The 23,007-nt window shown below is 69.7% G+C and carries 26 protein-coding genes and 1 pseudogene; 9 read left to right on the top strand and 18 right to left on the bottom strand.

Annotated elements, in window-relative coordinates; translation table 11 throughout:
• The first annotated feature begins 17 nt into the window (after positions 1 to 17).
• Entirely contained in the window at positions 18 to 440 is a 423-nt protein-coding gene (locus AB0B61_RS33745) for a hypothetical protein (protein ID WP_358440590.1), read from the top strand.
• 185 nt (positions 441 to 625) lie between these two features.
• Positions 626 to 1,564 (top strand): SDR family NAD(P)-dependent oxidoreductase, encoded by a 939-nt coding sequence (locus AB0B61_RS33740; protein ID WP_358440587.1) that lies wholly within the window; start codon positions 626 to 628, stop codon positions 1,562 to 1,564.
• Here AB0B61_RS33740 and AB0B61_RS33735 read toward each other — a convergent pair.
• The 3 genes from AB0B61_RS33735 to AB0B61_RS33725 all read right to left on the bottom strand — a co-directional run bounded on the left by AB0B61_RS33735 (position 1,561) and on the right by AB0B61_RS33725 (position 3,855).
• On the bottom strand, positions 1,561 to 2,250 hold the full coding sequence (locus AB0B61_RS33735; RefSeq protein WP_358440584.1) for a type 1 glutamine amidotransferase domain-containing protein: 690 nt from the start codon (positions 2,248 to 2,250) through the stop codon (positions 1,561 to 1,563). The two genes, AB0B61_RS33740 and AB0B61_RS33735, sit on opposite strands and share 4 nt — an antisense overlap.
• Positions 2,251 to 2,492: 242 nt before the next feature.
• The gene (locus AB0B61_RS33730; protein WP_358440582.1) at positions 2,493 to 3,359 is read right to left on the bottom strand and encodes a TIGR03619 family F420-dependent LLM class oxidoreductase; all 867 of its coding nucleotides are present in this window, start codon (positions 3,357 to 3,359) and stop codon (positions 2,493 to 2,495) included.
• Between the two features lie 118 nt (positions 3,360 to 3,477).
• Positions 3,478 to 3,855 carry a DUF2255 family protein gene (locus AB0B61_RS33725; protein ID WP_358440579.1) on the bottom strand — a complete coding sequence of 126 codons (378 nt, stop codon included), beginning with the start codon at positions 3,853 to 3,855 and terminating at the stop codon, positions 3,478 to 3,480.
• A 272-nt stretch (positions 3,856 to 4,127) separates the two neighbouring features.
• Between AB0B61_RS33725 and AB0B61_RS33720 the strand changes: the two genes are divergently transcribed.
• The gene (locus AB0B61_RS33720; RefSeq protein WP_358440577.1) at positions 4,128 to 5,171 is read left to right on the top strand and encodes an NAD(P)-dependent alcohol dehydrogenase; all 1,044 of its coding nucleotides are present in this window, start codon (positions 4,128 to 4,130) and stop codon (positions 5,169 to 5,171) included.
• Between the two features lie 21 nt (positions 5,172 to 5,192).
• Positions 5,193 to 5,870, top strand: a pseudogene (locus AB0B61_RS33715) (aldo/keto reductase); the annotation flags it as partial.
• Between the two features lie 233 nt (positions 5,871 to 6,103).
• On the opposite strand, the gene AB0B61_RS33710 reads toward AB0B61_RS33715, so the two are convergent.
• Together AB0B61_RS33710 and AB0B61_RS33705 are read right to left on the bottom strand one after the other, a co-directional pair.
• Positions 6,104 to 7,537, bottom strand: a complete 1,434-nt coding sequence (locus tag AB0B61_RS33710; protein ID WP_358440574.1) for an MFS transporter — start codon at positions 7,535 to 7,537, stop codon at positions 6,104 to 6,106.
• Positions 7,534 to 7,701, bottom strand: coding sequence for a hypothetical protein (locus AB0B61_RS33705; RefSeq protein ID WP_358440571.1), 168 nt, complete (start codon positions 7,699 to 7,701; stop codon positions 7,534 to 7,536). Before AB0B61_RS33705 ends, AB0B61_RS33710 begins: the two co-directional genes overlap by 4 nt.
• A gap of 236 nt (positions 7,702 to 7,937) precedes the next feature.
• Between AB0B61_RS33705 and AB0B61_RS33700 the strand changes: the two genes are divergently transcribed.
• Positions 7,938 to 8,189 carry a hypothetical protein gene (locus AB0B61_RS33700; RefSeq protein WP_358440568.1) on the top strand — a complete coding sequence of 84 codons (252 nt, stop codon included), beginning with the start codon at positions 7,938 to 7,940 and terminating at the stop codon, positions 8,187 to 8,189.
• Between the two features lie 42 nt (positions 8,190 to 8,231).
• Here AB0B61_RS33700 and AB0B61_RS33695 read toward each other — a convergent pair whose 3' ends face one another.
• Both AB0B61_RS33695 and AB0B61_RS33690 read right to left on the bottom strand, forming a co-directional pair.
• Positions 8,232 to 8,603, bottom strand: coding sequence for a TetR-like C-terminal domain-containing protein (locus AB0B61_RS33695; protein ID WP_358440566.1), 372 nt, complete (start codon positions 8,601 to 8,603; stop codon positions 8,232 to 8,234).
• Positions 8,600 to 8,770, bottom strand: a complete 171-nt coding sequence (locus tag AB0B61_RS33690) for an SDR family NAD(P)-dependent oxidoreductase (protein WP_358440563.1) — start codon at positions 8,768 to 8,770, stop codon at positions 8,600 to 8,602. The genes AB0B61_RS33695 and AB0B61_RS33690 overlap by 4 nt, the downstream gene beginning before the upstream one ends.
• A gap of 119 nt (positions 8,771 to 8,889) precedes the next feature.
• Here AB0B61_RS33690 and AB0B61_RS33685 point away from each other — a divergent pair, with 119 nt between their 5' ends.
• The 4 genes from AB0B61_RS33685 to bla all read left to right on the top strand — a co-directional run bounded on the left by AB0B61_RS33685 (position 8,890) and on the right by bla (position 13,204).
• Positions 8,890 to 9,204 carry a hypothetical protein gene (locus tag AB0B61_RS33685; protein WP_358440560.1) on the top strand — a complete coding sequence of 105 codons (315 nt, stop codon included), beginning with the start codon at positions 8,890 to 8,892 and terminating at the stop codon, positions 9,202 to 9,204.
• A gap of 57 nt (positions 9,205 to 9,261) precedes the next feature.
• A complete protein-coding gene (locus tag AB0B61_RS33680; protein ID WP_358440557.1) occupies positions 9,262 to 10,086 on the top strand; it encodes a MerR family transcriptional regulator in 825 nt (274 codons plus the stop codon).
• A gap of 7 nt (positions 10,087 to 10,093) precedes the next feature.
• Entirely contained in the window at positions 10,094 to 12,145 is a 2,052-nt protein-coding gene (locus AB0B61_RS33675) for a prolyl oligopeptidase family serine peptidase (RefSeq protein WP_358440554.1), read from the top strand.
• Positions 12,146 to 12,259: 114 nt separating this feature from the next.
• A complete protein-coding gene (gene bla, locus AB0B61_RS33670) occupies positions 12,260 to 13,204 on the top strand; it encodes a class A beta-lactamase (RefSeq protein WP_358440551.1) in 945 nt (314 codons plus the stop codon).
• Between the two features lie 23 nt (positions 13,205 to 13,227).
• On the opposite strand, the gene AB0B61_RS33665 is transcribed toward bla, so the two are convergent.
• The 11 genes from AB0B61_RS33665 to AB0B61_RS33615 form a co-directional block, all read right to left on the bottom strand.
• Positions 13,228 to 14,592, bottom strand: a complete 1,365-nt coding sequence (locus tag AB0B61_RS33665) for a YcaO-like family protein (protein ID WP_358440549.1) — start codon at positions 14,590 to 14,592, stop codon at positions 13,228 to 13,230.
• Complete coding sequence (locus tag AB0B61_RS33660) at positions 14,585 to 15,616, bottom strand: TOMM precursor leader peptide-binding protein (protein ID WP_358440546.1); 1,032 nt, start codon at positions 15,614 to 15,616, stop codon at positions 14,585 to 14,587. The genes AB0B61_RS33665 and AB0B61_RS33660 overlap by 8 nt, the downstream gene beginning before the upstream one ends.
• Positions 15,613 to 16,575 carry a SagB/ThcOx family dehydrogenase gene (locus AB0B61_RS33655; protein WP_358440544.1) on the bottom strand — a complete coding sequence of 321 codons (963 nt, stop codon included), beginning with the start codon at positions 16,573 to 16,575 and terminating at the stop codon, positions 15,613 to 15,615. The genes AB0B61_RS33660 and AB0B61_RS33655 overlap by 4 nt, the downstream gene beginning before the upstream one ends.
• 88 nt (positions 16,576 to 16,663) lie before the next feature.
• Entirely contained in the window at positions 16,664 to 16,789 is a 126-nt protein-coding gene (locus tag AB0B61_RS33650) for a hypothetical protein (RefSeq protein WP_357957063.1), read from the bottom strand.
• Between the two features lie 50 nt (positions 16,790 to 16,839).
• Complete coding sequence (locus AB0B61_RS33645) at positions 16,840 to 17,748, bottom strand: class I SAM-dependent methyltransferase (protein WP_358440542.1); 909 nt, start codon at positions 17,746 to 17,748, stop codon at positions 16,840 to 16,842.
• A 72-nt stretch (positions 17,749 to 17,820) separates the two neighbouring features.
• Entirely contained in the window at positions 17,821 to 18,417 is a 597-nt protein-coding gene (locus AB0B61_RS33640) for a hypothetical protein (RefSeq protein WP_358440539.1), read from the bottom strand.
• Between the two features lie 26 nt (positions 18,418 to 18,443).
• Positions 18,444 to 18,824 carry a hypothetical protein gene (locus AB0B61_RS33635; protein WP_358440537.1) on the bottom strand — a complete coding sequence of 127 codons (381 nt, stop codon included), beginning with the start codon at positions 18,822 to 18,824 and terminating at the stop codon, positions 18,444 to 18,446.
• Positions 18,825 to 18,829: 5 nt separating this feature from the next.
• The gene (locus AB0B61_RS33630) at positions 18,830 to 19,561 is read right to left on the bottom strand and encodes an ABC transporter ATP-binding protein (RefSeq protein WP_358440535.1); all 732 of its coding nucleotides are present in this window, start codon (positions 19,559 to 19,561) and stop codon (positions 18,830 to 18,832) included.
• A complete protein-coding gene (locus tag AB0B61_RS33625) occupies positions 19,558 to 20,091 on the bottom strand; it encodes a PadR family transcriptional regulator (protein ID WP_358440533.1) in 534 nt (177 codons plus the stop codon). The genes AB0B61_RS33630 and AB0B61_RS33625 overlap by 4 nt, the downstream gene beginning before the upstream one ends.
• Before the next feature lie 295 nt (positions 20,092 to 20,386).
• On the bottom strand, positions 20,387 to 21,892 hold the full coding sequence (locus AB0B61_RS33620; RefSeq protein WP_358440530.1) for a carboxylesterase family protein: 1,506 nt from the start codon (positions 21,890 to 21,892) through the stop codon (positions 20,387 to 20,389).
• 164 nt (positions 21,893 to 22,056) lie between these two features.
• Positions 22,057 to 22,665, bottom strand: a complete 609-nt coding sequence (locus tag AB0B61_RS33615) for a TetR/AcrR family transcriptional regulator (RefSeq protein ID WP_358440527.1) — start codon at positions 22,663 to 22,665, stop codon at positions 22,057 to 22,059.
• Positions 22,666 to 23,007 lie beyond the last annotated feature (342 nt).

Below are 23,007 nucleotides of genomic sequence, written 5' to 3'. Positions count from 1 at the left end.
CACAGAGGAGGTTCTCCATGCCGGCCACCCGTCACCGGACCGCCGCGATCCTCGTCGCGGCATTGCTCGTCCTTCCCCTGCTCGCCGCCACCGGGCCGTCTGCGGCCGCGGACACCAACTGCGGAAGCTGGCCCGGTAACGGGATCGCCGACCACGACGTCAGGACACGCACGATCTCCCACGGCGGTCGTACGGTGAAGATCGCCCTGGTCAACCAGCGGCTGAGCGACCACTCCTTCGCGGCCGCCCGCAGCGGCTACCGCTCCGGAGACCAGACCTGGGTCGACCGCTCCTACGACGGCGGCGTCACGTGGACGCAGTGCGGCCCCTTCAGTGCCAAGTTCTCCAACGACCTGAGCAATCTGCACAACAGCATGCGCGCGTGCGTCCGCTTCAACGGTGAGAGCTTCTGCACCGACTGGTACTACGACAAGGACTGACCCCGCCGGGCCGCGCCGGATCCCGCAGCCCGCGTCCGCCCGTCCGATCACCGGGGCGCCGGACGGGCGGACGGTCAGCCAGCTTCCCGCGGAGTCCATCCGCCGGTTGCAACCGGAGCCTACTCCGCTTACATTGAAGCCAAGCGGAGTCTGCTCCGGTTAATCCTCTGTAAGGGAACATCAGCATGGACACCGCCCACGTCACCATCCCCTTCGGGCCGGCCACGACCGCTGAGGAAACCGTCGAGGGCGTCGACCTGTCCGCCAAGAAGGCCATCGTGACGGGAGCGTCGTCGGGAATCGGCGTGGCGACCGCACGGGCGCTCGCCAAGGCCGGCGCCGACGTCACCCTCGCGGTCCGCGACACCGCCCAGGGCGAGAAGGTCGCCGCCGACATCGTGGCGTCCACCGGCAACCCGCGCGTACGGGAGGCATTTCTCGACCTGTCGGTTCGCGACTCGATCGACGCCTTCGTCGCCTCATGGCGGGGACCGCTCGACATCCTGGTCGACAACGCCGGCATCATGGCCACCCCCGAGCGGCGTACCGCGGAGGGCTGGGAGATGCAGTTCGCCACCAATCATCTCGGCCATTTCGCCCTCACGGTCGGACTGCACGACGCCCTCAAGGCCGCCGGGCGGGCGCGCGTCGTGGTCGTGAGCTCCGTGGGTCACGTCAATGGGGACATCATCTGGGACGACATCAACTTCGAGCGCCACCCCTACGACGAGTGGAAGGCGTACAGCCAATCCAAGACCGCGAACATCCTGTTCGCCGTCGAAGCCGCCAGGCGCTGGGCCGGCGACGGCATCACCGTCAACGCGCTCAACCCCGGCCGTATCTGGAGCACCGGCCTGTCGCGGCACATGACCGCCCCACCGGCATCGTTCGAACCCGAATCCAGCGACGGCGTGACCGTCAAGGACATCCCGCAGGGGGCGGCCACCTCGACCCTGCTGGCCGCCTCGCCGCTCGTCGAAGGCGTGACCGGACAGTACTTCGAGGACTGCCGGCCGGCCGTCCCGCACACACCCGGACTCCGGCGCGGTTACGCGGCGTACGCCGTCAACCCCGACGCCGCCGCCCGCCTCTGGCAGGTGTCCCTCGACATGATCGGTAACTAAAGGACCTTGAGCAGTCGTTCGGCCAGGACGGCTGCCGACGCGGGGTTCTGCCCGGTGAGCAGGGTGCGGTCGACCACCGTATAGGGCTTCCACATCTCGCCCTTGGTGAAGTCGACCCCCAGGTCGATGAGCTCGTCCTCCAACAACCAGCGGGCCTTCGGGCCGAGCCCGACCGCGTTCTCCTCCTCGTTGGTGAACGCGGTGACCTGGTAGCCGGCGAAGGGCGACACGCCGTGGATCCTGGTGGCCAGCATCGCGGCCGGGGCGTGGCAGACGATCGCGAGCGGCTTGCCAGAGGCGAGCGCCGCGGTCAGCAACCGGCCGGCGTCCGCGTCGACGTACAGGTCTTCCATGGGACCGTGACCGCCCGGGAAGTAGACGGCGTCATAATCCTCCAGGCGGGCGTCCGCCAGGTGGATCGGCCGCCGCATCACCTCGGCGGAACGGATGATCGCCTCCAGATCGAGTGCGATCTGCGCGCTACCCGCCATCTCGGGGCGCAGGCTCATCATGTCCACGGTCGGGATCACCCCGTTGGGGGTGGCGACCACGATCTCGTGGCCGGCCCCGGTGAGCGCCTTGTACGGGGCCGCGAACTCCTCGGCCCAGTAACCCGTCGCGTGCCTGGTGCCGTCCTTGAGCGTCCAGTACGCCGTTCCGGTCATCACGAAAAGTAGCTTCGCCATCGGACAACTGCCCCCGTCTGCATCTGATGCGGTTGGCGCAGGTCTTTCCTGGAAAAAGCGTATGCCGGGTGTCATCGAGGCCACTTGGCGGGGGTGCACGCCGCACCGCAGGCGCCCCGTCGCCTACTCGACGTCGAGGTCGATGTGCACGTACACGGGACCGCGCAGACCGTCGAGCACGCGCTCCAGGCCATCGGCTCCAGCGGGAATTCCGGGGCCAGGTCAGGCACCCGCCGTTCAGATCACGCGCTGGTATCGGGGAGAGCGAAGCGCTGGGCGAACGCGGACATCTGATCGCGTTGCTGGTCCAGGTCCGGGGCGGTGGGGTTCACGACAAGGCGGGTCACGCCTTGTGCGGCAAGGGCTTCGAGCTGCCCGTCGGACATGTCGATCGACCCCCATCGCGTGTACTCCAGCGCTTCCGGGCTGCGGCCGGCCTCGACGGCGGTCGAGCGGGCGAGGCCCATCTGGAGGGCGCGCTCGTCCGGACCGAGCGCGCCGCCGGGAAAGTAGCCGTCGCCGCGTCGCCCGGCGCGGCGGGCGGCCGCCCGGCTCGATCCGCCGATGTGGATCGGCAGGTGGGTGACACCGAAGGGCTTGGGGAATTGGCACAGGTCGTCGAAGGCGAAGAACTCCCCCGCGAAGCTGACGCCGTCCTCGCCACCAGCCCAGAGCAAGCGCATGACATCGATCGCCTCGTCGGCGCGCCGGCCCCGGGTACTGAAGTCGACCCCCACCGCCCGCGCCTCGCCGGGCAGAGAGCCGAGCCCCACGGTCAGCAGCCGCATCCGCCCCTTGGACAGCACGTCGATCGTCGCCAGGCGCTTGGCGAGGACCACCGGGTGGTGGTACGGCAGCAGCAGCACACCCGTTCCGAGCTGGATCCGCTCCGTGGCCGCGGCGACGAAGCTCAGGCAATCGAGCGGATCGGCGTACGGTAGGGACGGCGGCAGCTCCATGGTCCCGACCGCGGCACCGGGATACAGCGCGATGTGCTCCGGCAGGTACAGCGACTCGAAACCGCTGTCCTCGGCATGCCGGGCGAAGGCCATGATCCTCTCGGGGTCGACACCGAAATAGGCTGTGTTGTAGCTGATCCCGAACTTCATCGTCGTTCCTCCGATTAGCCCACGGAAGGTCGGCATGCGATGACCCCCGCCTGTCGCCAACAGGCTAGAACGTTGCCACCAGCGTCAAGGTAAGGAGTTCGGGCGATCTTGGGTGGGTTCAGCGAGGCTCGAGCTTGCGGGTCGTGGCTCGCACGTCGGGCGCCACCATGGTGTCGATGTACGCCGCGCCGTAGCGGCCGTACTTGGCGCGGTAGGCGGCGTCGATCCGGTCGTCGATGTCAGGATCGGTTTCCGCCTCGATGGTGACGTCCTTGTCGACGCCGCCGGCCCGGATGTGTCCTTCGTGGGTCTCCTGGACCGTGCGGAACCAGGCACCCGCGCCCGCCTTGTAGGAGCGGACATAGAGGTGGTCGTCATGGCGGACGACCCAGATCGGCACCGGCTTGCCCAGTGTGCCGTCGCCGCGCCGGGGCTCGATCCGCAACTCGTCGGCTGCTTCGATCCTGCTGAGCTCATCGCTCGTCCACGTCGTCATCGGCTTGTCTCCTTCGTCTCTCCTTCGTCATGTCGGCGATTGCCGCAGAACCGATACCCAAACCTGCGCCACCGACCCGGCACCTGGGGGGCCCTGTCACACCCCTGAACACCGCTCCCCGGCACAACCCGCCCTGCCGGGCGGCATATGGCAGTGGCACAGTGGAGAGGGGAAAGAGACGTTTTCCCTGCTCAGAGCAGCTTCAGAACAGCTCGCAACACGCTCGCTTCGGCGGCGTCGCCACGCGCCGCTGGTCAGTCATAGAAGGAAACATGCTCACCGTCAACTCCTACTCCGCCACGTCCGCGACCGAGCCGCTCGCCCCGGCGAGGGTCGAGCGTCGCGACGTCGGCCCGCGCGACGTCCTCATCGAGATCAAGTACTGCGGCATCTGCCACTCCGACATCCACTTCGTACGCGGCGAATGGGGCACAGCCCCCTATCCCGTCGCCCCCGGCCACGAGATCGCCGGAATCGTCGCCGCGGTCGGCCCGGAGGTCACCCAGTACGCCGCCGGAGACCGGGTCGGCGTCGGCTGCATGGTCGACTCCTGCCGCGAGTGCTCCAGCTGCCGCAAGGGCGAGGAGCAGTACTGCCTCAAGGGGAACACACTCACCTACGGCTCCACCGACAAAGACGGACGGATCACCCAGGGTGGCTACTCCACCCACATCGTGGTGACCGAGGACTTCGTCGTGCGGATCCCCGAAGGCATCGAGCTCGACTCCGCCGCGCCGCTGCTGTGCGCCGGCATCACGACGTACTCGCCGCTGCGCCGCTGGGGCGCCGGCCCCGGCAAGAAGGTGGCGGTCGTCGGGCTCGGCGGGCTCGGTCACATGGCCGTCAAGCTCGCGCACGCGCTGGGCGCCGAGGTGACCGTCCTGTCGCAGTCGCTGAAGAAGAGGGAGGACGGCCTGCGCCTGGGCGCGGACCACTACTACGCCACGAGCGACCCGGAGACGTTCGAGCAGCTCGCCGGCTCCTTCGACCTCATCGTGAACACCATCAGCGCGAAGATCGACCTCGACGCCTACCTGTCGCTGCTGGCCGTGGACGGCACCATGGTCAACGTCGGCGCGCCGGCCGAGCCGCTGGCGTTCAACGTGTTCCCCCTCATCTCGAGCCGCCGGTCGTTCGCCGGTTCGGCGATCGGCGGCATCCGCGAAACCCAGGAAATGCTCGACTTCTGCGCCCAGCACCACCTCGGGGCCGAGATCGAGGTCATCTCGGCCGACAAGATCAACGAGGCGTACGAGCGCGTCCTTGCTTCCGACGTGCGGTACCGGTTCGTGATCGACATCTCGACCCTGGCCTGAGCCACTTTCGAGAAGGAGTTCACGTGCGAGCAGCCGCCGTACTCCATCCTCGTGCGCGGGATCGAGGCCGACACGCTGCCCACGTGCGCGAGGTACGGGATGGGCGTGATTCCGTACAGCCCGCTGGCCGGCGGCTGGCTCACCGGGCGCTACCGCGAGGGCTCGGAGTCGGGGCCGTTCTCCGTGGCGCGCCAGCGCCTCGCCGACCCAACGCCGGTAGGTCCGTGCTGCCACCTTGTCGCCGGACATCGGGGCGATCACGCGGGCTGCCCGCCACTGCCTGATCAGGAGACCATCACCATGGCAGACACCGCACAAGCGACGGCCGTACCCGGCTGGGTCCTGAAGTTCATGGAAGCCATCGACACCCTGGAGTTCGGCGAGGGCTTCGCGCCGCTGACCGAGGACACCGACATGTACTTCGGCACTGAGCACATCCACGGCGTCGAGGCCATCCAGGCGTTCTTCGTCAAGATCGACGAGCCACTGAACATCACCCACGAGGTGTTGGAGTTCTGGACCGCGGGCGACGGGGTCCGCCTGCTGCGCGGTGAAGCGACCATGGCCAAGAAGGCTGAACCGGACCGGGTGGTGCGTGCCCCGTTCATGCACATCTTCTACCTTGACGAGGGAGAACCGCTCCAGATCCGGACGGTGCGCATCACCGCCGGGCCGCTGAAAACAGACGCGGTGATGTGACCGTTCCAGGCATCCTGTCGTTCGTCTGACCTCGCCGACTGGCTCATGTTCGGCGGCAAGCTCATCGGCCACAACGACCCTCAACCTGACCCCGCCGGCCGCCAACTCCACCACCCGACTCGACCTCGAGTCCCAAGTCCTCTTCGCCCCATAACCGGCGGCTCGCTCGCCGCTGCGGGTATTTTTCGGCACCGAAGGGCTGCGGATGACCCAGCAGGCCTACGCCGAGCGGCTCAAGACGTGGGCCGACTGGGAGGAGCTGTCAGCGGCGGCTCGCTGATTGCTGGGCCTCCTGACGGTTCGGCCAGGACGCCCCTCGGCGTCCGGGCCGCGGTCAGCCACAGGCCGGTGAATACCGCGCAGGCCAGCGTCACGGCACCCGCCGCGAGGAAGGCGCTGTTGAGGCCGGATTCGAAGGAGGCGCCGCCGGACTCCCGCGTGTGGACGATCGCCCCGAGCACAGCCACGCCGAGCACCGCGCCGATCTGCCGGGTGGTGCTGCTGATGCCCGAGGCGAGGCCGCCCTCCTGCGGGCTGACCGACTGAATGGCGGCTCCGGTCAGCGGCGACATGGTCAGAGCGAATCCGATGCCGACGACCGCCAGCCGCCACCACACGTTCCCGTAGCCGGTATCGGCGTGGACGAAGCCCAGCGCCAGCAGCCCCAGCCCGGCCAGCGCCAGGCCGCTGCTGACGACGACGCGGAAGCCGTACCTGGCCGCGAACCGGCCCGCGTACGGGCTGACGATCACCATGGCCAGCGAGACGGGCAGGGTCCGCAGCCCGGCGACCAGAATCGAAGTGTCCTGGACGTAGACGAAGAACTGGGAGAAGAAGAACGACGACCCCATCAGCGCGAACCCGACCACGACCATGGCCGTGTTGGACACCGTGAACAGCCGCTGACGGAACAGTCGAAGCGGCAGTATCGGCGTTGACACACGACCTTCGACCACGACGAACGCGGCCAGGAGCGCCAGCCCGGCGGCGAAGCCGCCCAGGATCACCGGCGAGGTCCAGCCTCGGGAACCGCCCTCGATCAGGCCGTAGGTCACAGCGCCCACGCCCGCGACGGACAGGACCGTGCCGGGGACGTCGATCGGCGGCGCGCCCGGGTTGTGGGATTCCCCCAGCACTCGCAGCCCGGCCAGCAGCAGGACCGCCCCGATGGGCACGTTGACCAGGAAGATGGCGGGCCAGCCGAAGGAGTCCACCAGGATGCCGCCCGCCAGCGGGCCGGCGGCCAGGCCGATGCCGCTGAACCCGGCCCACAACCCGATCGCCTTGACGCGCTCCCTTGGGGCGGGATACGCGGCGGCGAGCAACGCCAGCGAGGCGGGGCTCAGCGCCGCGGCCCCAACGCCCTGCACCACCCGCCCGGCGATCAGCCAGCCGATCGAGGGCGCGAGCGAACACACCACCGACGCGGCCGTGAACACCACCAGCCCGGCCAGGAACACCCGCCGGCGGCCGAACCGGTCGGCGAAGACGCCGCCCGACAGCAACAGCATGGCCACCAGCAGCACGTAGGCGTCGACGATCCACTGCAGGCCGGTCAGCCCGGTGTGGAGCCGCTGCTGCATGTCGGGCAGGGCGGCGCCGACGATCGTGTTGTCGAGCAGCACCATGAACTGACCTGCGCAGGTCAGGGTGAGCAACGCTTTCACGCAGATCCCTCCACAAAGCAGTTAATGACTGGTCTCACGCTTTTGAACACCTTGTCGTCCCGCTCGATGCGGGCGATCGCCTCGTCGGCCAGTTCCGCCGAGGTCACTTCACCGGCACGCGTGGCGGCCGCGAGTTCTTCGGCCGATCGAAAAGTCGATTCCATGAATGTGCACCCTAATGGCAATCCACAGGCGCTCGAAAAGCCGAAAAAACTGCTTCCGAGATGTCGCATCCCAGGTCAGCGGGGTTAGCGATGGGGAGGCCATAAAATGGCGATCCGCACAATGAGATAGATGTCTCCATGCTCATCGGTGCATGGCCATAGCGAGCGGGATTTGTCCAGTAGCGGAATAACTCTTTTAAAGTCTTCCCGCGCCAACGGGTGTAGGCCAACAGCTGTTGACATCGAGCGCGGCCAGGTCAACAAGTGTCGGCATACGACGGAAGGAGCACACCAGCAATGGGGCGGCCGCGCTGCGGCTGTCGGCCGCCTACAACCGTGCCGAACTGGAGCGCCGCCTCGGCCACGCGCACCTCAACTGCCTGGGCTGCCCCATCGCCTCCTCCGGCCCCACCCAAGGTCTGCGCGCGCTCAGGCAGATCCCCGACCTGCCCGATACCGAGGGCGCCGAGGCGGGAAACGGGACCTGACCGCAAGGTCCGAGTCCCGCGACGTGTTCAGACCCCACTCAATCAACGGAGCCTGTCAGTGTCGCTGGCCGGTTGGGCGAGGAGGCCGGTGAGGGCGGCCTTCGCGATGGCCTCCGCCTCGGTGGGTGTGAGGGGGGCGTGGCCGCTGACGAGGCGGAAGATAATGGAGCCGAACAGGACGTCCTGGGCGACTTCCACGTCGACGTCGGTGCGTAGTTCACCTCGTTGCACTCCGCGTCGCCACATCTGGCGAATCAGCTCGCGGCGGCCCTCCAGGAAGCGCTGCCGCAGGAGGTCCTCGCACGCCGAGCCCGTGTCGGGCACCGGGGTCGCCTCGGCCATGTGCAGGGCGAACGCGTCGATGGCGACGCAGATGCGGTTGGACCAGTGCTTGTAGATGGTCGCCTTGCTCACCCCGGACCGGGCACGGCCAGCAGCCGATCACCGGCGCCCGCAAGTTCGACCTCGACCTGTTCGGCATTCCGTGCGGTGGCGACCACCGCATCCCCCTCGGCCAGAGCCTTGCGTGCGATCTCCAGACCGAACCCACGCGAGGCACCCGTGATGAACCAGATTCTCATGGACACCCTCCAGTAAGTGAACTGAACGTTCAGTTCAGCTGATGAGGATCGCTCCCACCACTCGCCCCCGACGGAAGCTGGTTTCTCTTCGGGAGCCAGGCGGCCACGGACTAGAAGACGTGGATGCCGTGGATCCGGTGATCATCGAGCAACTCGGCCACGACCATCCGCTCGCCCGCCATCTGGATGACTTCCTCACCGACTTGAAGAACGCGGGCAAGTCACCGCACACGGTGCGGGGCTACCGCAGCCGGTGGGACGGCTGCTGCCAGGCCGCCGGGGTCGAGATCGACATCCACCAGCTCCGGCACGCCCACGCCACCGAGCTCATCAAACCCACGACCAAGATCGTTCCCGGTGGCACCCGCACATGGCCCGCCGTCCTGCTTCACGTAGCCGCGTCCCACCGCCTCGACGGCCACCGGCCACGTTGAGACGGGCGGGAGCTCTGGCTTGAACCTCCCGTGGCGGGAGGATCTACCGTCGACTCCGTGACCGGAAACGACGGTATCGAGCGTCGATGGACCATCGGAGAGCTGGCCAAGGCCACCGGGGTCACCATCCGTACGCTCTACCACTACGACGAGATCGGCCTGGTCCGGGCCGGCGAGCGGACCGCGTCGGGCCACCGCCGCTACACCGAGGCCGATCTGCGGCAGCTGTATCGCGTGCGGGCCCTGCGCGGGCTGGGACTGTCGCTGGAGGAGATCGCGAACGTCCTCCGGCGGCCGGCCGACGACCTGACGGCCATGCGCGACCTGCTCGGTGCCCAGCTGGCCGAGCTGGAGCTGCAATCGGCCCGGATGGCGCAGCTCAAGACGAAGATCGGCGGGCTCCTCGGGCTGCTCGACCAGTCGGTCATGCCCGACCCCGAGGACTTCATGACCGCCCTCGAAGAGATCTCGGTGTACGAGACCTACTTCGGCCAGGAAATTCGAGACCACTTGGCCCAGCGCCGGATCCAACTCGGCGAGGACACGCTGCGGGACCTGCGGGCCGAATGGCTCGTCCTGCTCAAGGAGGCCCACCAGCACATGCTGGCGGGCACGCCCGTCGACGACCCCCAGGTGCAGGCCGTGACCGCCCGCTGGACGGCGATGGCGGCCGCGATCCAGAGCGGCGATGAGCAGCGCGACGAGCAGTTCGACGAACGGCTCAAGGCCGCCGGGACGGCGTGGTGGCGCGACAACAGCGCCGGGGTCAGCGCGGAGGTCAGCCGCCAGATCGAGTGGCTGGACGCGGACGGTCTGCCCGCCATCTTGGACTACCTCCAGCGCGCCGTGATCTGGGCCCGCGAACACGAATCAGGAGAGTGACACGAGAATGCGATACCCCGAGGCGCCGGTACGGCCGGAGTACAACGAGGTCGGTGGCCTGGTCTTCGACGATCCCTACCAGTGGCTGGAGGAGGACGACGGCGAGGGTGTGGCGGCCTGGCAGAAGGCCCAGGACGAGCTGGCCCGCTCCTACGTGCACGGCTGGCCGCACCATGAGGCGCTCGCGGCCCGCGTCGATGAGCTGATCGAGCAGATGGACGCCCGCAACCTGGTGGTACCGGTGCGATACGGGCCGCGGTGGTTCCGCGCGCGCATCCCCGACGGTCAGGAGCTGATGGTCTTCGAGACGGCCGACGCCCCCATGGGTCCATGGCGCATGGTGATCGACCTCAACGAGCTGTCCGACGGCACGCCATTGCGCATGAGCCCGCAGCCCTCCCCCGACGGCAGCCTGCTGGCGTACTCCCTGGACGCCGGCGGCCGCGAGCTGCCGGCGCTCAAGGTGATCGAGATCGACACCGGGAAGGTGCTGCTGGACGGCGTACCGCAGCAGCGGCCGGGGCTGGTGGCCTGGCTCCCCGACGGCAGTGGATTCTTCTACATGGCCAACGAATCAGGGGCGGCGCAGGTACGGTGGCGGCTGTTCTTCCACCGGCTGGGGCAGCCGGCGCCGACCCGGCCCGAGCCGCTGGACATCCCCCACATGTTCGCCATCCCCAAGATCTCCCGGGACGGGCGCTGGGCGATGGTCCAGGTCGACCATTTACGGCCCCGGCCGCACTTCATCACCCGCCTGGACGACGGCCCCTGGGAGTGGCGCGAGTTCATCACCGACGCCGAGCACCTGTACAAGGGCGTGCTCGTCGGCGACTCCTACGTGGCCGTCACCACGGCGGGTGCCTCGCGAGGCCGCCTGGTCCGCATCCCGCTGGACAGCCCCGATGACCCGGACACCTGGACCGAGCTGGTGCCGGGCGGCGATGCCGTACTCACCGGCGTGACCCTGGTCGGTGAGCGGCTGGTGCTCGGTGAGCTGGTGGACACCGTCTCCCGCATCCGGATCCTCGGCCTGGACGGCACGGACCTCGGCGAGGTCCCGCTGCCCGGCCAGGGCTCGGTCAGCTCCATCGCCCAGGGAGTCGTCGCGCTGGGGGTGATGGACCAGGTCGTGGGCTGCCAGGACGCCATCACCTTCGGCTACACCTCCTACACCCAGTCCCCCACGGTCTATCACTACGAGCTGGAGCCGGGCACCCTGACCGCCCTGCAGGGGTCGGGTCACACGCTCACCGGGCTGGTCACCACCCGCGTATGGGCCACGTCGGCCGACGGCACGCGCGTGCCCTGCACCTTGGTCCACCGCGCCGACCTCGACCGTTCGCGCCCGCAACCGACCCTGATCCAGGGGTACGGCGGTTTCAACGTCGCCGTGCTGGCGTCCTACCTCGGCCCCCTGGCCGCGTTCGTGGAGGCGGGCGGGATCTACGCGCACGCGCACGTGCGCGGCGGCGGGGAGTTCGGCCTGGACTGGTGGGAGGGCGGGCGGCGGCACGCCAAGCAGAACACCTTCGACGACCTGTACGCGATCGCGGAGCGGCTGATCGCCGACGGGGTCACCACCCCTGACCGGCTGGCGGTCCAGGGGGCCTCGAACGGCGGGCTGCTCACGGGCGCCGCCGTGACCCAGCGGCCGGAGCTGTGGCGGGCGGTGGTCTGCGGCGCCCCGAAGCTGGACCTGATGCGCGTCGCCCGCGACCCGCTGGGCACCGCCGCGACCCTGTCCGAGTACGGCAATCCCAACGACCCGGCCGACGCCCCCGTGCTCATGGCCTACTCGCCGTATCACAACGTGAAACCGGGCACGGCCTACCCGGCGATCCTGCTGGACGCGGGGGCCAACGATCCTCGCTGCCCGGCGTGGCACTCCCGCAAGTTCGCCGCCAGAGCGCAGGCCGCCACCACCTCGTCCCATCCCGTCCTGCTGCGCGTCTGGTCCGACGCGGGCCATGGGGGGACGAGCTGGAGCACGATCGTTCAGCAACAGAGCTTCTGGCTGGCGTTCGTCATGCGGGAGCTGGGCCTGGCACCCGTTACCTGACCTGTAGCGATATCGGGCTCGATATCGCTACGGCCCCGATATCGCTATTAGACAGTGGATGATCACATCTGCTTTGCTCCAAGCTTCTGACAGACGAGAAGCAAGGATCTTGGCATGCGACACCTCCGCGTCCGCCGCGTCACCGCGACGCTCCCCGCGACCTCGTTGGCGCTCTCCCTCCTGTCCGGTGCCACCGTCGGCGCGGGCCCGGCCTCGGCCGCGACCGTCGCGGCGTCCCCGGCCGTCTCGGGTGAGGCCAAGGTCAGGAAGGAGCTGCGGGCGCTGGAGGTGTCCTTCAAGGGCCGCATCGGCGCGTACGCCATCGACACGGCCACCGGCAAGACGGTGACGTACCGGGCGGGCGAGCGCTTTCCATTCCTGTCCACCTTCAAGGCGCCGCTCTGCGCGGCCGTGCTGCACAAGGCGCGCACCTCCGAGCCTGGCCTGATGACCAAGCTCATCAAGTGGACGGCCGCCGACATGACGCCCAACTCGCCGGTCACCGAGAAGCACGTCGAGGACGGCCTGACAGTCGCCCAGTTGTGCGAGGCGGCCATCACCAAGAGCGACGGCACCGCGGCCAACCTGCTGCTCAAGCTGATCGGCGGCACCGCCGGGATGACGAAGTACTTCCGTACGCTGAAGGACCCGATCTCCCGGATGGACCGCCTGCACCCCGAGCTCAACGACTGGACGCCCAAGGAGAAGCGCGACACCACCACACCCGCGGCCATCGCCGGCGATCTGCGCGTGCTCGCGATCGGCGACGCGCTGCACGCCAAGGACCGGGAGCAGTTCAACGCCTGGCTGCTCGCCAACAAGACCGGCGCCGAGCGCATCCGGGCCGGCCTGCCCAAGACCTGGACGATCGCCGACAAGACCGGCACCAACTCCGACGGATTCGGCGGCGGGAACGACATCGCCGTCATCCGGCCCGAGCAGGGCGCCGCTCCCATCGTGATGGCGATCTACACCAACCGCACCCCGGGCCTGCCCACCGACAACAAGACCATCGCGAAGACCGCCACCATCCTGGCCCAGGGACTCGGCAAGCTCTGACCTCGCGCGAGGTCATGGGGTGCTCAAGGGTAGGGATGGGGCTCGGGGTTGGTCGCGCCGCCGTAGTCGGCGAATCGCTTGTGCAGCAGGGGCGGCGCGCTGGGCGGGCACAGGCTGAGGGTGTCGGGGGACCAGACGCGGCAGACCGTGAGCCCGAGGTGGCGGATGTCCGGGGTGGTGAGGTCGAGGTAGCCGAGCTGTTTTCCGGTCCTGGCGAAGGCCGCCACCAGCCCTTTCACGCGGGTGCGGAGGTCTGGGGCCGCGTCGGGGGGCAGGTCACGCGCCGAGACCTCCACATGGACGGCGAAGCGCTTGTCGATGATCGCGGCGTTGGCAGGATCCGTGTAGTAGGCCACGTTGTCGTCGAGATCGAAGAAGCGGTCCTTGTCGGTGACGTCACACTCCTCGATGGCGGCCTTGGCGGCCATCCAGTTGGCGTAGCGGAACACCGCGACGGCTTCGAGGAGGGCCTTGTACATCGCGTGGCCCAGGCGCTGGTCGCTGCCCAGGCCCGCGACGACCGGCGCGTTGCCGGGGTGCTCGTCGCGGTAGACGCAGGCGACGGTGAAGCCGGGCAGGTCGGGACTGGGCAGGAGGTGGAACTCCGGGGGCGGCGTGCCCGGCGACCAGTGGCGGTCGATCAACCGGGCGAGGGCCCGCAGGCGTCCGTCAAGCAGGATCTTGACGGAGGGCTGACCGCCGTACCAGTGCCCGATCACGCAGTCGAGCTGGATGAGCTCCTCCAGGGCGCCGAGCAGGGCTTTGCCCGGGTCGCTGTGGGTCGCGGTGCCGGTGGTCACCGCGGCGTTCACCCAGGGCTCGCCCTCCTTACGCCGCGGCAGGTAGCCGACCAGCGTGAGCTGGGCGGGCATCCAATAGGGGTCGTCCGAGGTGAGCGAGTCGGCGGGCAGCCAGCTCATCGGGGCGTCGGGGTCGAAGGGCTCGAAAAGGAAGCCGTCGCGGCCGAGCTGCTCGTCGGAGAAGAACGACAGGCACTGATCTGCCGGAATCCCGTGGCCACCGCTGCTCATGGCGCGGTGACTGGCGAAGCGGAGCCGGTCGCGGTGCAGGGCGAGGAAGGAGTGGTGGCAGTAACGCTCGGCCGACTCCCCGAGTGACTTGATGAGGGGCTCGTCGAGCAGGATGCCGGCCCCGCCCAGGTGGTGGCGCTCTGGGGGGATCGGCCGGGCATCATACAGGACGTGCACGCCGGTGAGTTCGGCGCCGGCGATGGCGATGCGTGGTTCGCCACGTGAGCGGGCGCTGAACTTCAGCCGCGGTATCAGGCCGCACACGGGGTTCAGCATGCGCCGGGCCAGCATCCGGGTGCCCGTGTCGAACGGTGTGGTCCGCGGTACGAGGCCCGCGGCGGTGCCCTGGTCAGCCACTGAGCCACTCCTTGGCCTGGAAGTAGAGCTCGGGTTCGTCGCGCTGCGCGACGGGTGAGCAGGCCGGACAGCCGGGGATCTGCAGGACCTCGCTGACGGTCGTCTCCCATGTGGGGAGGTAGACGCACAGCATCTTGCCGTGGGTGAAGGAGGCGCCCGTATGAGCGAGGTTGATCGCCTCCAAGGCGAGATGGGAGCAGAGCAGCGAGGACAGCGCGGGCAGCATGGGCGGGCGTCCGCCCGACGCCTGCGCGGTGGTGAGCGCGTTCTTGTATCGGCGGTAGCCCGCGCCGTCGGCGAGGTTCATCGTGATGCGCGTTTCCAGGCAGGTGTAGCAGGGCCCGCGGCCCGGGTGGAAGGTCGGGCCGACGAACAGGAACGGCCCATCGATCGTGCCGTGCAGCCAGGACATGCCGACTTCCAGGGCGACCCTGTTGAACAGGCTCACCGCCACCGGATCCACCCGGACACCGGCCCACACGGTGATGCCGCCTTCCCAGGAGGCGAACGTCTCGGCGACTTCGTGCAGCCGCAGCCCGTGCGTGGTCCAGCCGGTGTCGGCGTCGTCGAGCACCCCGAGGACGGGGTCGTCGCTGGAGTCGGTCACGTCGATCCCCGGATCGCTGGCCGCGATCAGCTCCGTGACGCGGGCGGCCATTCCGCCGTCGCCGATCACCCGTACCGGACGGGCGGGCGGCGGTGGCCCGGCGAGCAGGTCGGCGTAGTGGTCGAGGTAGTGGTCGAGTGCGCTCGTCGCGCTGTCCTCGATCGCGTCGAGTGTCCGCAACTGCTCCAGGAGCGAGGACATCTCCTCCATGCCGATGTTCGCCCGCGCGGCGAGCTCGGCCACCTCCCGGGAGCCGTCCAGAGCGTTCACCACCGAGAACAGCCAGCCGCGCCGGGCCTCGTCGGTGATGGTGTGCGAGGTGGCGCTCCACACGCCCTGCCTGAGCTCGACCGTGTCGGGATCATGTCCGATGACCGAGAACGACCGCTTGATACGGGGTGATGCGGGCTGTGTCACATCTTCTCCTGCGGATGCGGCCGGTTCTTCTCCTGCGGATGCGGCCGGTTCTTCTCCTGCGGCTGTGGCCGGCCGCCCGGCCGGCCGAGGACGATCAGATGCAGCAAGGCGGTCCGCAGTCCGTCGACCCGGAGGACCTCGTGGGCCTCCTCGTCGTAGTAGGTCGACCAGTCCGTGCCGGCCAGGCCGAGCGCGGTCGCGGTGAGATGGACATGCTGCGCCATCGCCCCCACCTCGTGCAGCACGAACCGCAGCCCGCGCGGGCCGTACTTGCGCATCGAGCGCCATGGGCGCCCGACGAACAGCACGACGAGCGCCGCTCGGTCGATCGGCAGTAGGTCGGGCAGCTCGTCCAGGCCGCAGCGCAGGAGCGCGGCCAGTTGCCGGGGGCCGCCGTGGTGGTCCAGGCAGTCCAGGCGGGGGGCGTAGCGGTACAGGCCCGGCTCCAGGTCCGTCACCTCGCGTGCGGCGAGGTGCAGCTCGACCGGGTACAGCCCGCCGCCGCTGGGGACGGCTCGGTGCGGCCGGCCCGCCTCGTGGCCGAAGCACGCTCCGGCAGCCCGGAGCAGCGCGGCGGTCTCGGGCAGCGTCACCGGGGCGCCGCTGAACGTGCGGGTGCTGCGCCGGGCCGCGATCGCCTCATCCAGCGCCATCCGCGCCGGCGCCGGATCCGGCAGCTCGACGCGGCGTGCCGCGGGGATGCTCTCCTCATCGGTGTGGCTCAGCGTCTCCATGCTCGCCGTCGTGAGGTAGTCGGCCACCGAGCGCTGCAGCTCACGGTCGTGGCGGCGGAGCCGGCTGGCGTACAGGAACTCCTCGGCGGGCGAGGCCGACCGGGAGATCCCGAGATGGGAGTGCCGGAGCTGATTGGTGTGGAAAGCCGTGCTGTCCAGCCAAGGGCTGACCGCACGGAAGAAGTTGGTGCCGAGCGCGGAGCGCAGCACCGGCGTGTTCTCCATCTGCACCGATCCTTGAACGAGGTGGGCCGGATTCGGCGGGTGCCGTGTCCCGGTCCTCGGACCGGGACACGGCACCCGCTTCTCGCGTTTACTCCTCCATGGCGACGGCGGCTGAACTGCTGCTGCTGGTGATCGGGGCGACCAGAAGCTTGCCGTCTTCCATCTCGATCGGGCAGGCGCTCAGGGTTTCGGTCGAGGTGCTCGTCGAAAGCATCTTCTCTCTCCTTCCATGCGTGAGAGTGCCGCCGGTGCGGACTGAGTGCCTCACCGGATCCTCGCGATATCTGATCGCGGGGCTCGTGGGCCGGGCCGGGGCCCGGGTGTCTTCACGCCTGCGGAACCTGGTGCGGTCGGCGGGCGCGTTGGTTGATCTATTCGGCGTAGTCCGAGGTGCGCTACGGACAGGGCGCCCTGCTGGAAGAGCGCCATGCCCGTCGTGGTGAAGTCCAGCCAGTCGGCGAGTGTCGTCTCATCGCGCTCGACGCTCCCCAGCCGATCGCAGCACCCGCGCAGCTGGGTGGCCCATGTCGCGAAGGTGCGCGCGTAGTCGTCACGGTGGGTCCGTACGTGGATCGGCTCCCACCAACGCCCGCAGGCGGCCAGGAGCCGGTCGAGCGTGAGAACGGTGCCGGTCAGGCGCAGGCGTCGCATCGCCTCGACGTATCGTGCGGCCTCGGCCGGCCAGCTCTCGCTGTGTCCCCGGATCGTGCTCTCCAGCGCCAGCCGGGCGCCCGGCCTGGTCCACGCGTGCGCGTGGGCGAAGAACTCCGCATAGGGGTCGGGCGTGCCGTCCACGTTCTCCAGGAGCCCGATGCTGACGACCGCGTCGTAGGGCCGGTCGGGGGTGAAGGCACGATAGTCGCCCTGATGGATGGTCACCCCGGGCAGCCGCAACCCTTCGGCTTCCCGGCACGCGTGATCGGAGGCGTCGACACCACACGCGGCTGCCACACCGCGTTCTCGGCTCAGATAGCTCAGAAGGCCGCCGTAGCCCGAGCCCACGTCGAGGACGCGTGGCTGGGCGGTCACCTCCGCCCAGTCGCTCAGCAGCCCGAATTTCGCGAGCTGGGCGGTGTCGAGGTCGTTCGTCCCCTCCCACAGCCCGCAGCTCAGCGCCATGGTCTTGCCCAGCCAGCGGCGATGTGCGGCGGCGTCGAGCTTGGTGACAGTCATGTGAAAGGCCTTCAGGGAGCGTGAGTGATCAACGCGACCATACCTGACCGATGACTTTCCGTAGCGTTATGATTACCTAGTGTGGCCGTGACGCTCGCGTCGCATTCTGGGGGCGAGAGTGACCGCGTTGGGCAGGAGCAGCGCCCCGAGTGCCAGTCCGATCAGTCCGGCGACGATCGGCGCGCCGGTCCACAGCTCGGGTACGGCGGGCAGGCCGCCCCCGGTGGCCGAGGCGACCCCGATGTACAGCGACCAGGTGGCGAAGGCCGACAGCCCGGCGAACGCCCAGTAGGCGGCGCGCCGCTCACCCGACGGCCGCAGCCGGCGGATCAGCAGGTCGCTCACAACCCCGGCGGCCACGAACGACAACAGCATCGGCACGTTGCGGAACCCCGTCTGGGCGCCCGGCATGAGCGCCATGACCGCGTACATGACGGTCACCGAGCCGAACGGCAACAGCCAGCGGCGCACGACCAACAGCACCGGGCTGAGCGAGACGACGTTGGTGACGACCATCGAGACGGCCACCTGCGCGGCGCTCGGACCCACCGCCACGGGGCCGGCGCCCCGCCGGCCGCCGCCGCCCGCGTCCCGCAGCATGGACAACGCCCGGACGATGCCCTCGGGGCGGTACTGCAGGGCGCCGCCGTACGACAGGAACAGCGACACCAGCGTGGTGGCGAACGCGAGCCCGATCAGCGCGGGCAGCAGCCGGCCGAGCGAGGGCCGGGCGCCGACGTCGGGGGCGTTCCATGCCGAGCGCAGTCGCGGGTGGTGAGGTTGGCGTAGACGATGCGATAGGGGCCATGGTGGGCGACCACTTCGGGAGCGTCCGCCAGCGCGGCCAGGGCCGAGGTCTCGGCGAAGCCCGGGTCGCCGGAGAGTGCCACCACGTCCGGCCCGGCGGTGGCCGCGCGGGTCTGCTCGTACAGCGCGTCGCTCACGCCGCCCAGGGACAGGCCCAGTGCCATCGTGGCGGTGGCCACGGTCACCGCGAGCAGGAGCATCACCGCCTGAACCTGGTGCCGGCGGATGTCGGCCAGCACCAGACGTACGACGAGCACGATGGAGCCCATGACGTTCAGCCCTCCAGCCCGCCGAGCCCGCGCGGGTGGGAGCCGGCCAGCCAGGTGTCGTCGACGAACATCCCGTCGCGCATCGAGACCAGCCGATCCGCCGTGGCCGCCACCCGCTCGTCATGCGTGACGATCACGAACGTCTGCCCCGCGGCACGCAGCTCCTCGAAGATCCTCAGCACATCGAGGGTGGCCGCGGTGTCGAGGTTGCCGGTCGGCTCGTCGGCCAGGACGACCAGCGGTTCGTTGACCAGCGCGCGAGCGACGGCGACCCGCTGACGCTGGCCGCCCGACAGTTGTGACGGCAGATGCCGGGCACGGTCGGCGAGCCCGACCCGTTCCAGCAGCAGGCTCGCGCGCCGCCTGGCCTGGCGGCGCGAGCACCCGGCCAGCAGCGCGGGCAGCTCCACGTTCTCGGCCGCCGACAGCTCCTCCACCAGATGGAAGGCCTGGAAGATGAACCCCACCGACCGGCGCCGCAGGCGCGCCAGACCTCGTTCGCTCAAGGTGTCGATGCGCCGACCGGCCACCCACACCTCTCCATCGGCAGGCCGCTCCAGGCCACCGAGCAGGTGCAGCAGTGTCGATTTCCCGCAGCCGCTGGGCCCCATCACCGCCAGCGTCTGCCCCTGCGGCACCTCCAGGTCGACCTCGTCCACCGCGCGGACCCGGCTCTGCCCCTGACCATGCGTCTTCACCAGGCCGCAGGCCCGGACCACGGCACTTGACACCTTCATCCACCTTCAACTTCGTCATCGGCCCTGGACCAGGCCCGCTCGCAGGCATCCAGCCAGCGCAGGTCCGCCTGCAACCGCAGTACGACCCCTTCCAGCAGCAGGCCGGCACCCGATCCCGGCGGCTCGGCCAGCGCCGCCTGCTGCACCTCACGCAAGCGGCGCAACAACTCGCGGCGCTGCGCCGCCACCAGCTCGACCGGGTCGGCCAGCCGGGCCGCTGCGGCCGCGGCGAGCTTGAGATGGAACTCCGCCAGATCCGGTTTCGGCCAGCCCACCTCGGCCAGCCAGGCGGACACCCGCTGCTGCCCGGCAGGCGTCAGCTCATAGACCTTGCGCTCGGGCCGCTCGGGCAGGCCATCCGTCCGCTCACAGACGACGAGCCCCGCTTTTTCCAGCCGGGCCAACGTCACATAGATCTGACCGCGGTTCATCGACTCGCCCAGCGGGCCAAGAGTCCGCTGCAGCCGAGCGTGCAAGTGGTACCCGTGCGATGGCTCCTTGGCGAGCATCGCCAGCACTGCGTCCTGCACTCCACCCCCCTAACGGTTAGCCAATAGATAGCGGTTACCCGTGGGAGGTGTCAACGAGGGTGTTCGCGGTGCCGGCGGCTCCGACGAGCCATGCCGCGATCGATGGCACCGGCTGAGTTCAGGAAGCCGCCGACCGGGCGCCGCCGGCCGAGGGCACGCTCACCTACGACTGGTCGGCGGTGCCGCAGTTCAGGCGGGAGGACATCCGGTTTCCGCCGTTCGGCCCCGAGCATCTGGGCTTGTCTCCGGTAGGTGATGCCGTCGGCCACGATGCTCGAGTCTCGGGTTGGAACGGCTATGGCCGCGCCCGCAACGCGAGGGGGTCGAAGGCGTGTCCGGCCCACAGCTCACGGGAGGTCTCCTCCGGATACGCCGCGACGTCCGGCTCGGTGTCGATGATCCAGGTGTGCCTGTTCTGCGGCTCGTACGCCGGCCAGCCCGGGTCTCCGGTCGTGGCGAAGGCGATCCATGCCGCTCGGACCCGGGCCGACAGCTCGGCCGCGGCCGGGGGCGGCTCCTGCCCGAGTAACAGTCCTGCCGCGCCGGCGGTCAGGTTGCCGAACGTCAGCGGCAGGCCGAGCCCGTGACAGGCGCCGAGGAGGTCTCCGCCCATGCCGGGGGCCGGCCAGGTCAGCTCGTACAGGTGGGCGCGAGCGTGCTTCTGGTGGGCTTCGGCCAGCCGGACGGAAGGCATCCGGAACAACCAGTCGGAGTGGACCAGCTCGTACAGCCGCTCCTCGTCGGCCCCCGGGTAGGCGGCCCGGTAAGCCTCCGGGTCCGGGGCGAGCACCCGCAGCGCGGTGTCCGCCCGGTCGGCGGTGATCTGGCCGATGTCGCCGCTGATGGCCATGAACAGCCGATACTCGTCGCGATTGTGACCCACGATCAGCTCCACCTCGCGGGCGGCCCCGTCCGCCAGTGACCGCCATGGCGCCGCGGGCAGCACTTCGCCGTCCACGACCGGCGCGCACAGCGTCGGGACGTGCGCGACGCGGCCCCACTGCGGGTGGCCGCCCATCTTTTCCGACATCGCATCCCCGGCGTCGATCAGCCGCTCCGGCGACAGGCGGGCGAGTTCGCTCGCGCGCGGGGGCAGGCCCAGTTCGCCGGCTACCGCGGCGGCGATGTCGGCGGCCAGCTCGGTGGAGAAGAACAGGCCCGGCACGCTCTGCGCGATCGCCCGGCGGAACAGGCCGGTGGCGCTGGGCATCGTCATCAGTGCCGCGATGCTCCCGGCTCCGGCGGACTCTCCGAAGGCGGTGACCCGGTCCGGATCGCCGCCGAAGGCCGCGATGTTGTCCCGCACCCAGCGGAGGGCGGCCACCTGGTCCAGGAGCCCGCGGTTGGCCGGTGCGCCCTGGAAATGTCCGAAGCCCTCGGCGGAGACCCGGTAGTTGAAGGTGACCACGACGACGCCGTCCCGGGCGAGCACGCGGCCGTCGAAGAGGGGGTCGCCGGACCACCCGTACATGTAGCCCCCGCCATGAATCCACACCATCACCGGCAGCCGGGCGGCGCCCAGGTCGGGGGACCAGACATTGACGGTCAGCCAGTCGCCGTCCGCGTCGTCCGCGCTGGACGAGCCCAGCAACCTGGACTGCGGCGGCCGCGGACCGAACGCTCCGGCTTCGCGCACCCCGTCCCATGCCTTGGCCGGCACCGGCGCGGCCAGCCGCAGGCTGCCCACCGGCGGGTGTGCGAACGGCACGCCGCGGAAGACGGCCACGCCGTCCTCCATCCGTCCACGCAGCCGTCCCGTGCTCACCCGGACCTCCGGGTCCGCCGATCCGATGGCGCTCATGGCGCACTCCTCATCCAGGGGGTACCGGCTCCCACAGCCAGGCGCGGCCATCTTCGCCCGAAACGTGGGTTCGCCGCACCTCGTTATCGAGCGGGTCGCTGTCGCATGGCTTCGGGGGCAGCCACCTTGGCCAGGTTGGCCACATTCGCGACCGCCTTGTCGGCCTATGAGGGCCTTCCAGGCGGCGCGGCGGGAACGACGCAAGACAGTGCGCCGCGCAGGATCGCGGCGAAGGATTCGGTGTTGCCGGGCTCGAGCCAGCGTCGCCCCGCCACCCGGATGGCGGCGGCCACCGCGGCGGCCGTGACGGCGGGGAACAGGTCGCGTTCTGGGTCGGTGCCGGTGCGGGCCGCGATCGCCTCGGCGAGCGGGCCTTCCGCCATGGTGAACGCCCTCAGCGCCTCGCCCTCCAGCTCGGGCGTCGACATGATCATGCGCAGCCCGGCCTTGTCGGGTTCGGGGTCGGTGTAGAGCTCGACCACGGCCGCGATGACGGCCTGGTCGAGCGGCTCGCCGGCGGGCCGGGCGCGCAGTGCCTGCCCCACGCGGGCGGCCTGGTCGGCCTGGAAGGCGCAGATCGCCTCCGCTCTGCTGGAGAAGTAGTTGTTGTAGGTACGGGATGAGACTCCCGCGGCCGTGGCGATGTCATGGACGCGCACCAGGGCCAGCCCGTGGGGGCCCTGCTCGATGGCCAGGCGTAGCGCGGCGTGGCTGATCGCCTCCCGGGTGGCCTGCTTGTTGCGCGCCCGGAGGTCGGGGGCGTCGTCGTTCATGGAAGTGACTCTATCTGACGATGCGCGGGACGCACTATGTGCGTGTCGCGCAAGTTGTGGGTAGAGTGCGACGGGACGCCTGGCACTCACCCCTGGAGAGTGCCAACCGGCCGGGTGTGCCGGGACGGCGAGGTCCGCCTGCCGGTGGGCCGTCCGTCGCGGGCGCCGTCCCGGACCGCCCCTATCAAGAGCAGGAGCAGGAAATGGCTTCGAAGATGATCGCGTTCGACGAGGACGCCCGGCGTGCTCTCGAGCGCGGCATGAACCAGCTGGCCGACGCGGTCAAGGTGACCCTGGGTCCCAAGGGCCGCAACGTCGTGCTGGAGAAGAAGTGGGGCGCTC

This window comes from Nonomuraea sp. NPDC049158, assembly GCF_040648335.1.
Taxonomy (GTDB): Bacteria; Actinomycetota; Actinomycetes; order Streptosporangiales; family Streptosporangiaceae; genus Nonomuraea.
This window is presented reverse-complemented; position numbering and strand designations above follow the sequence as displayed.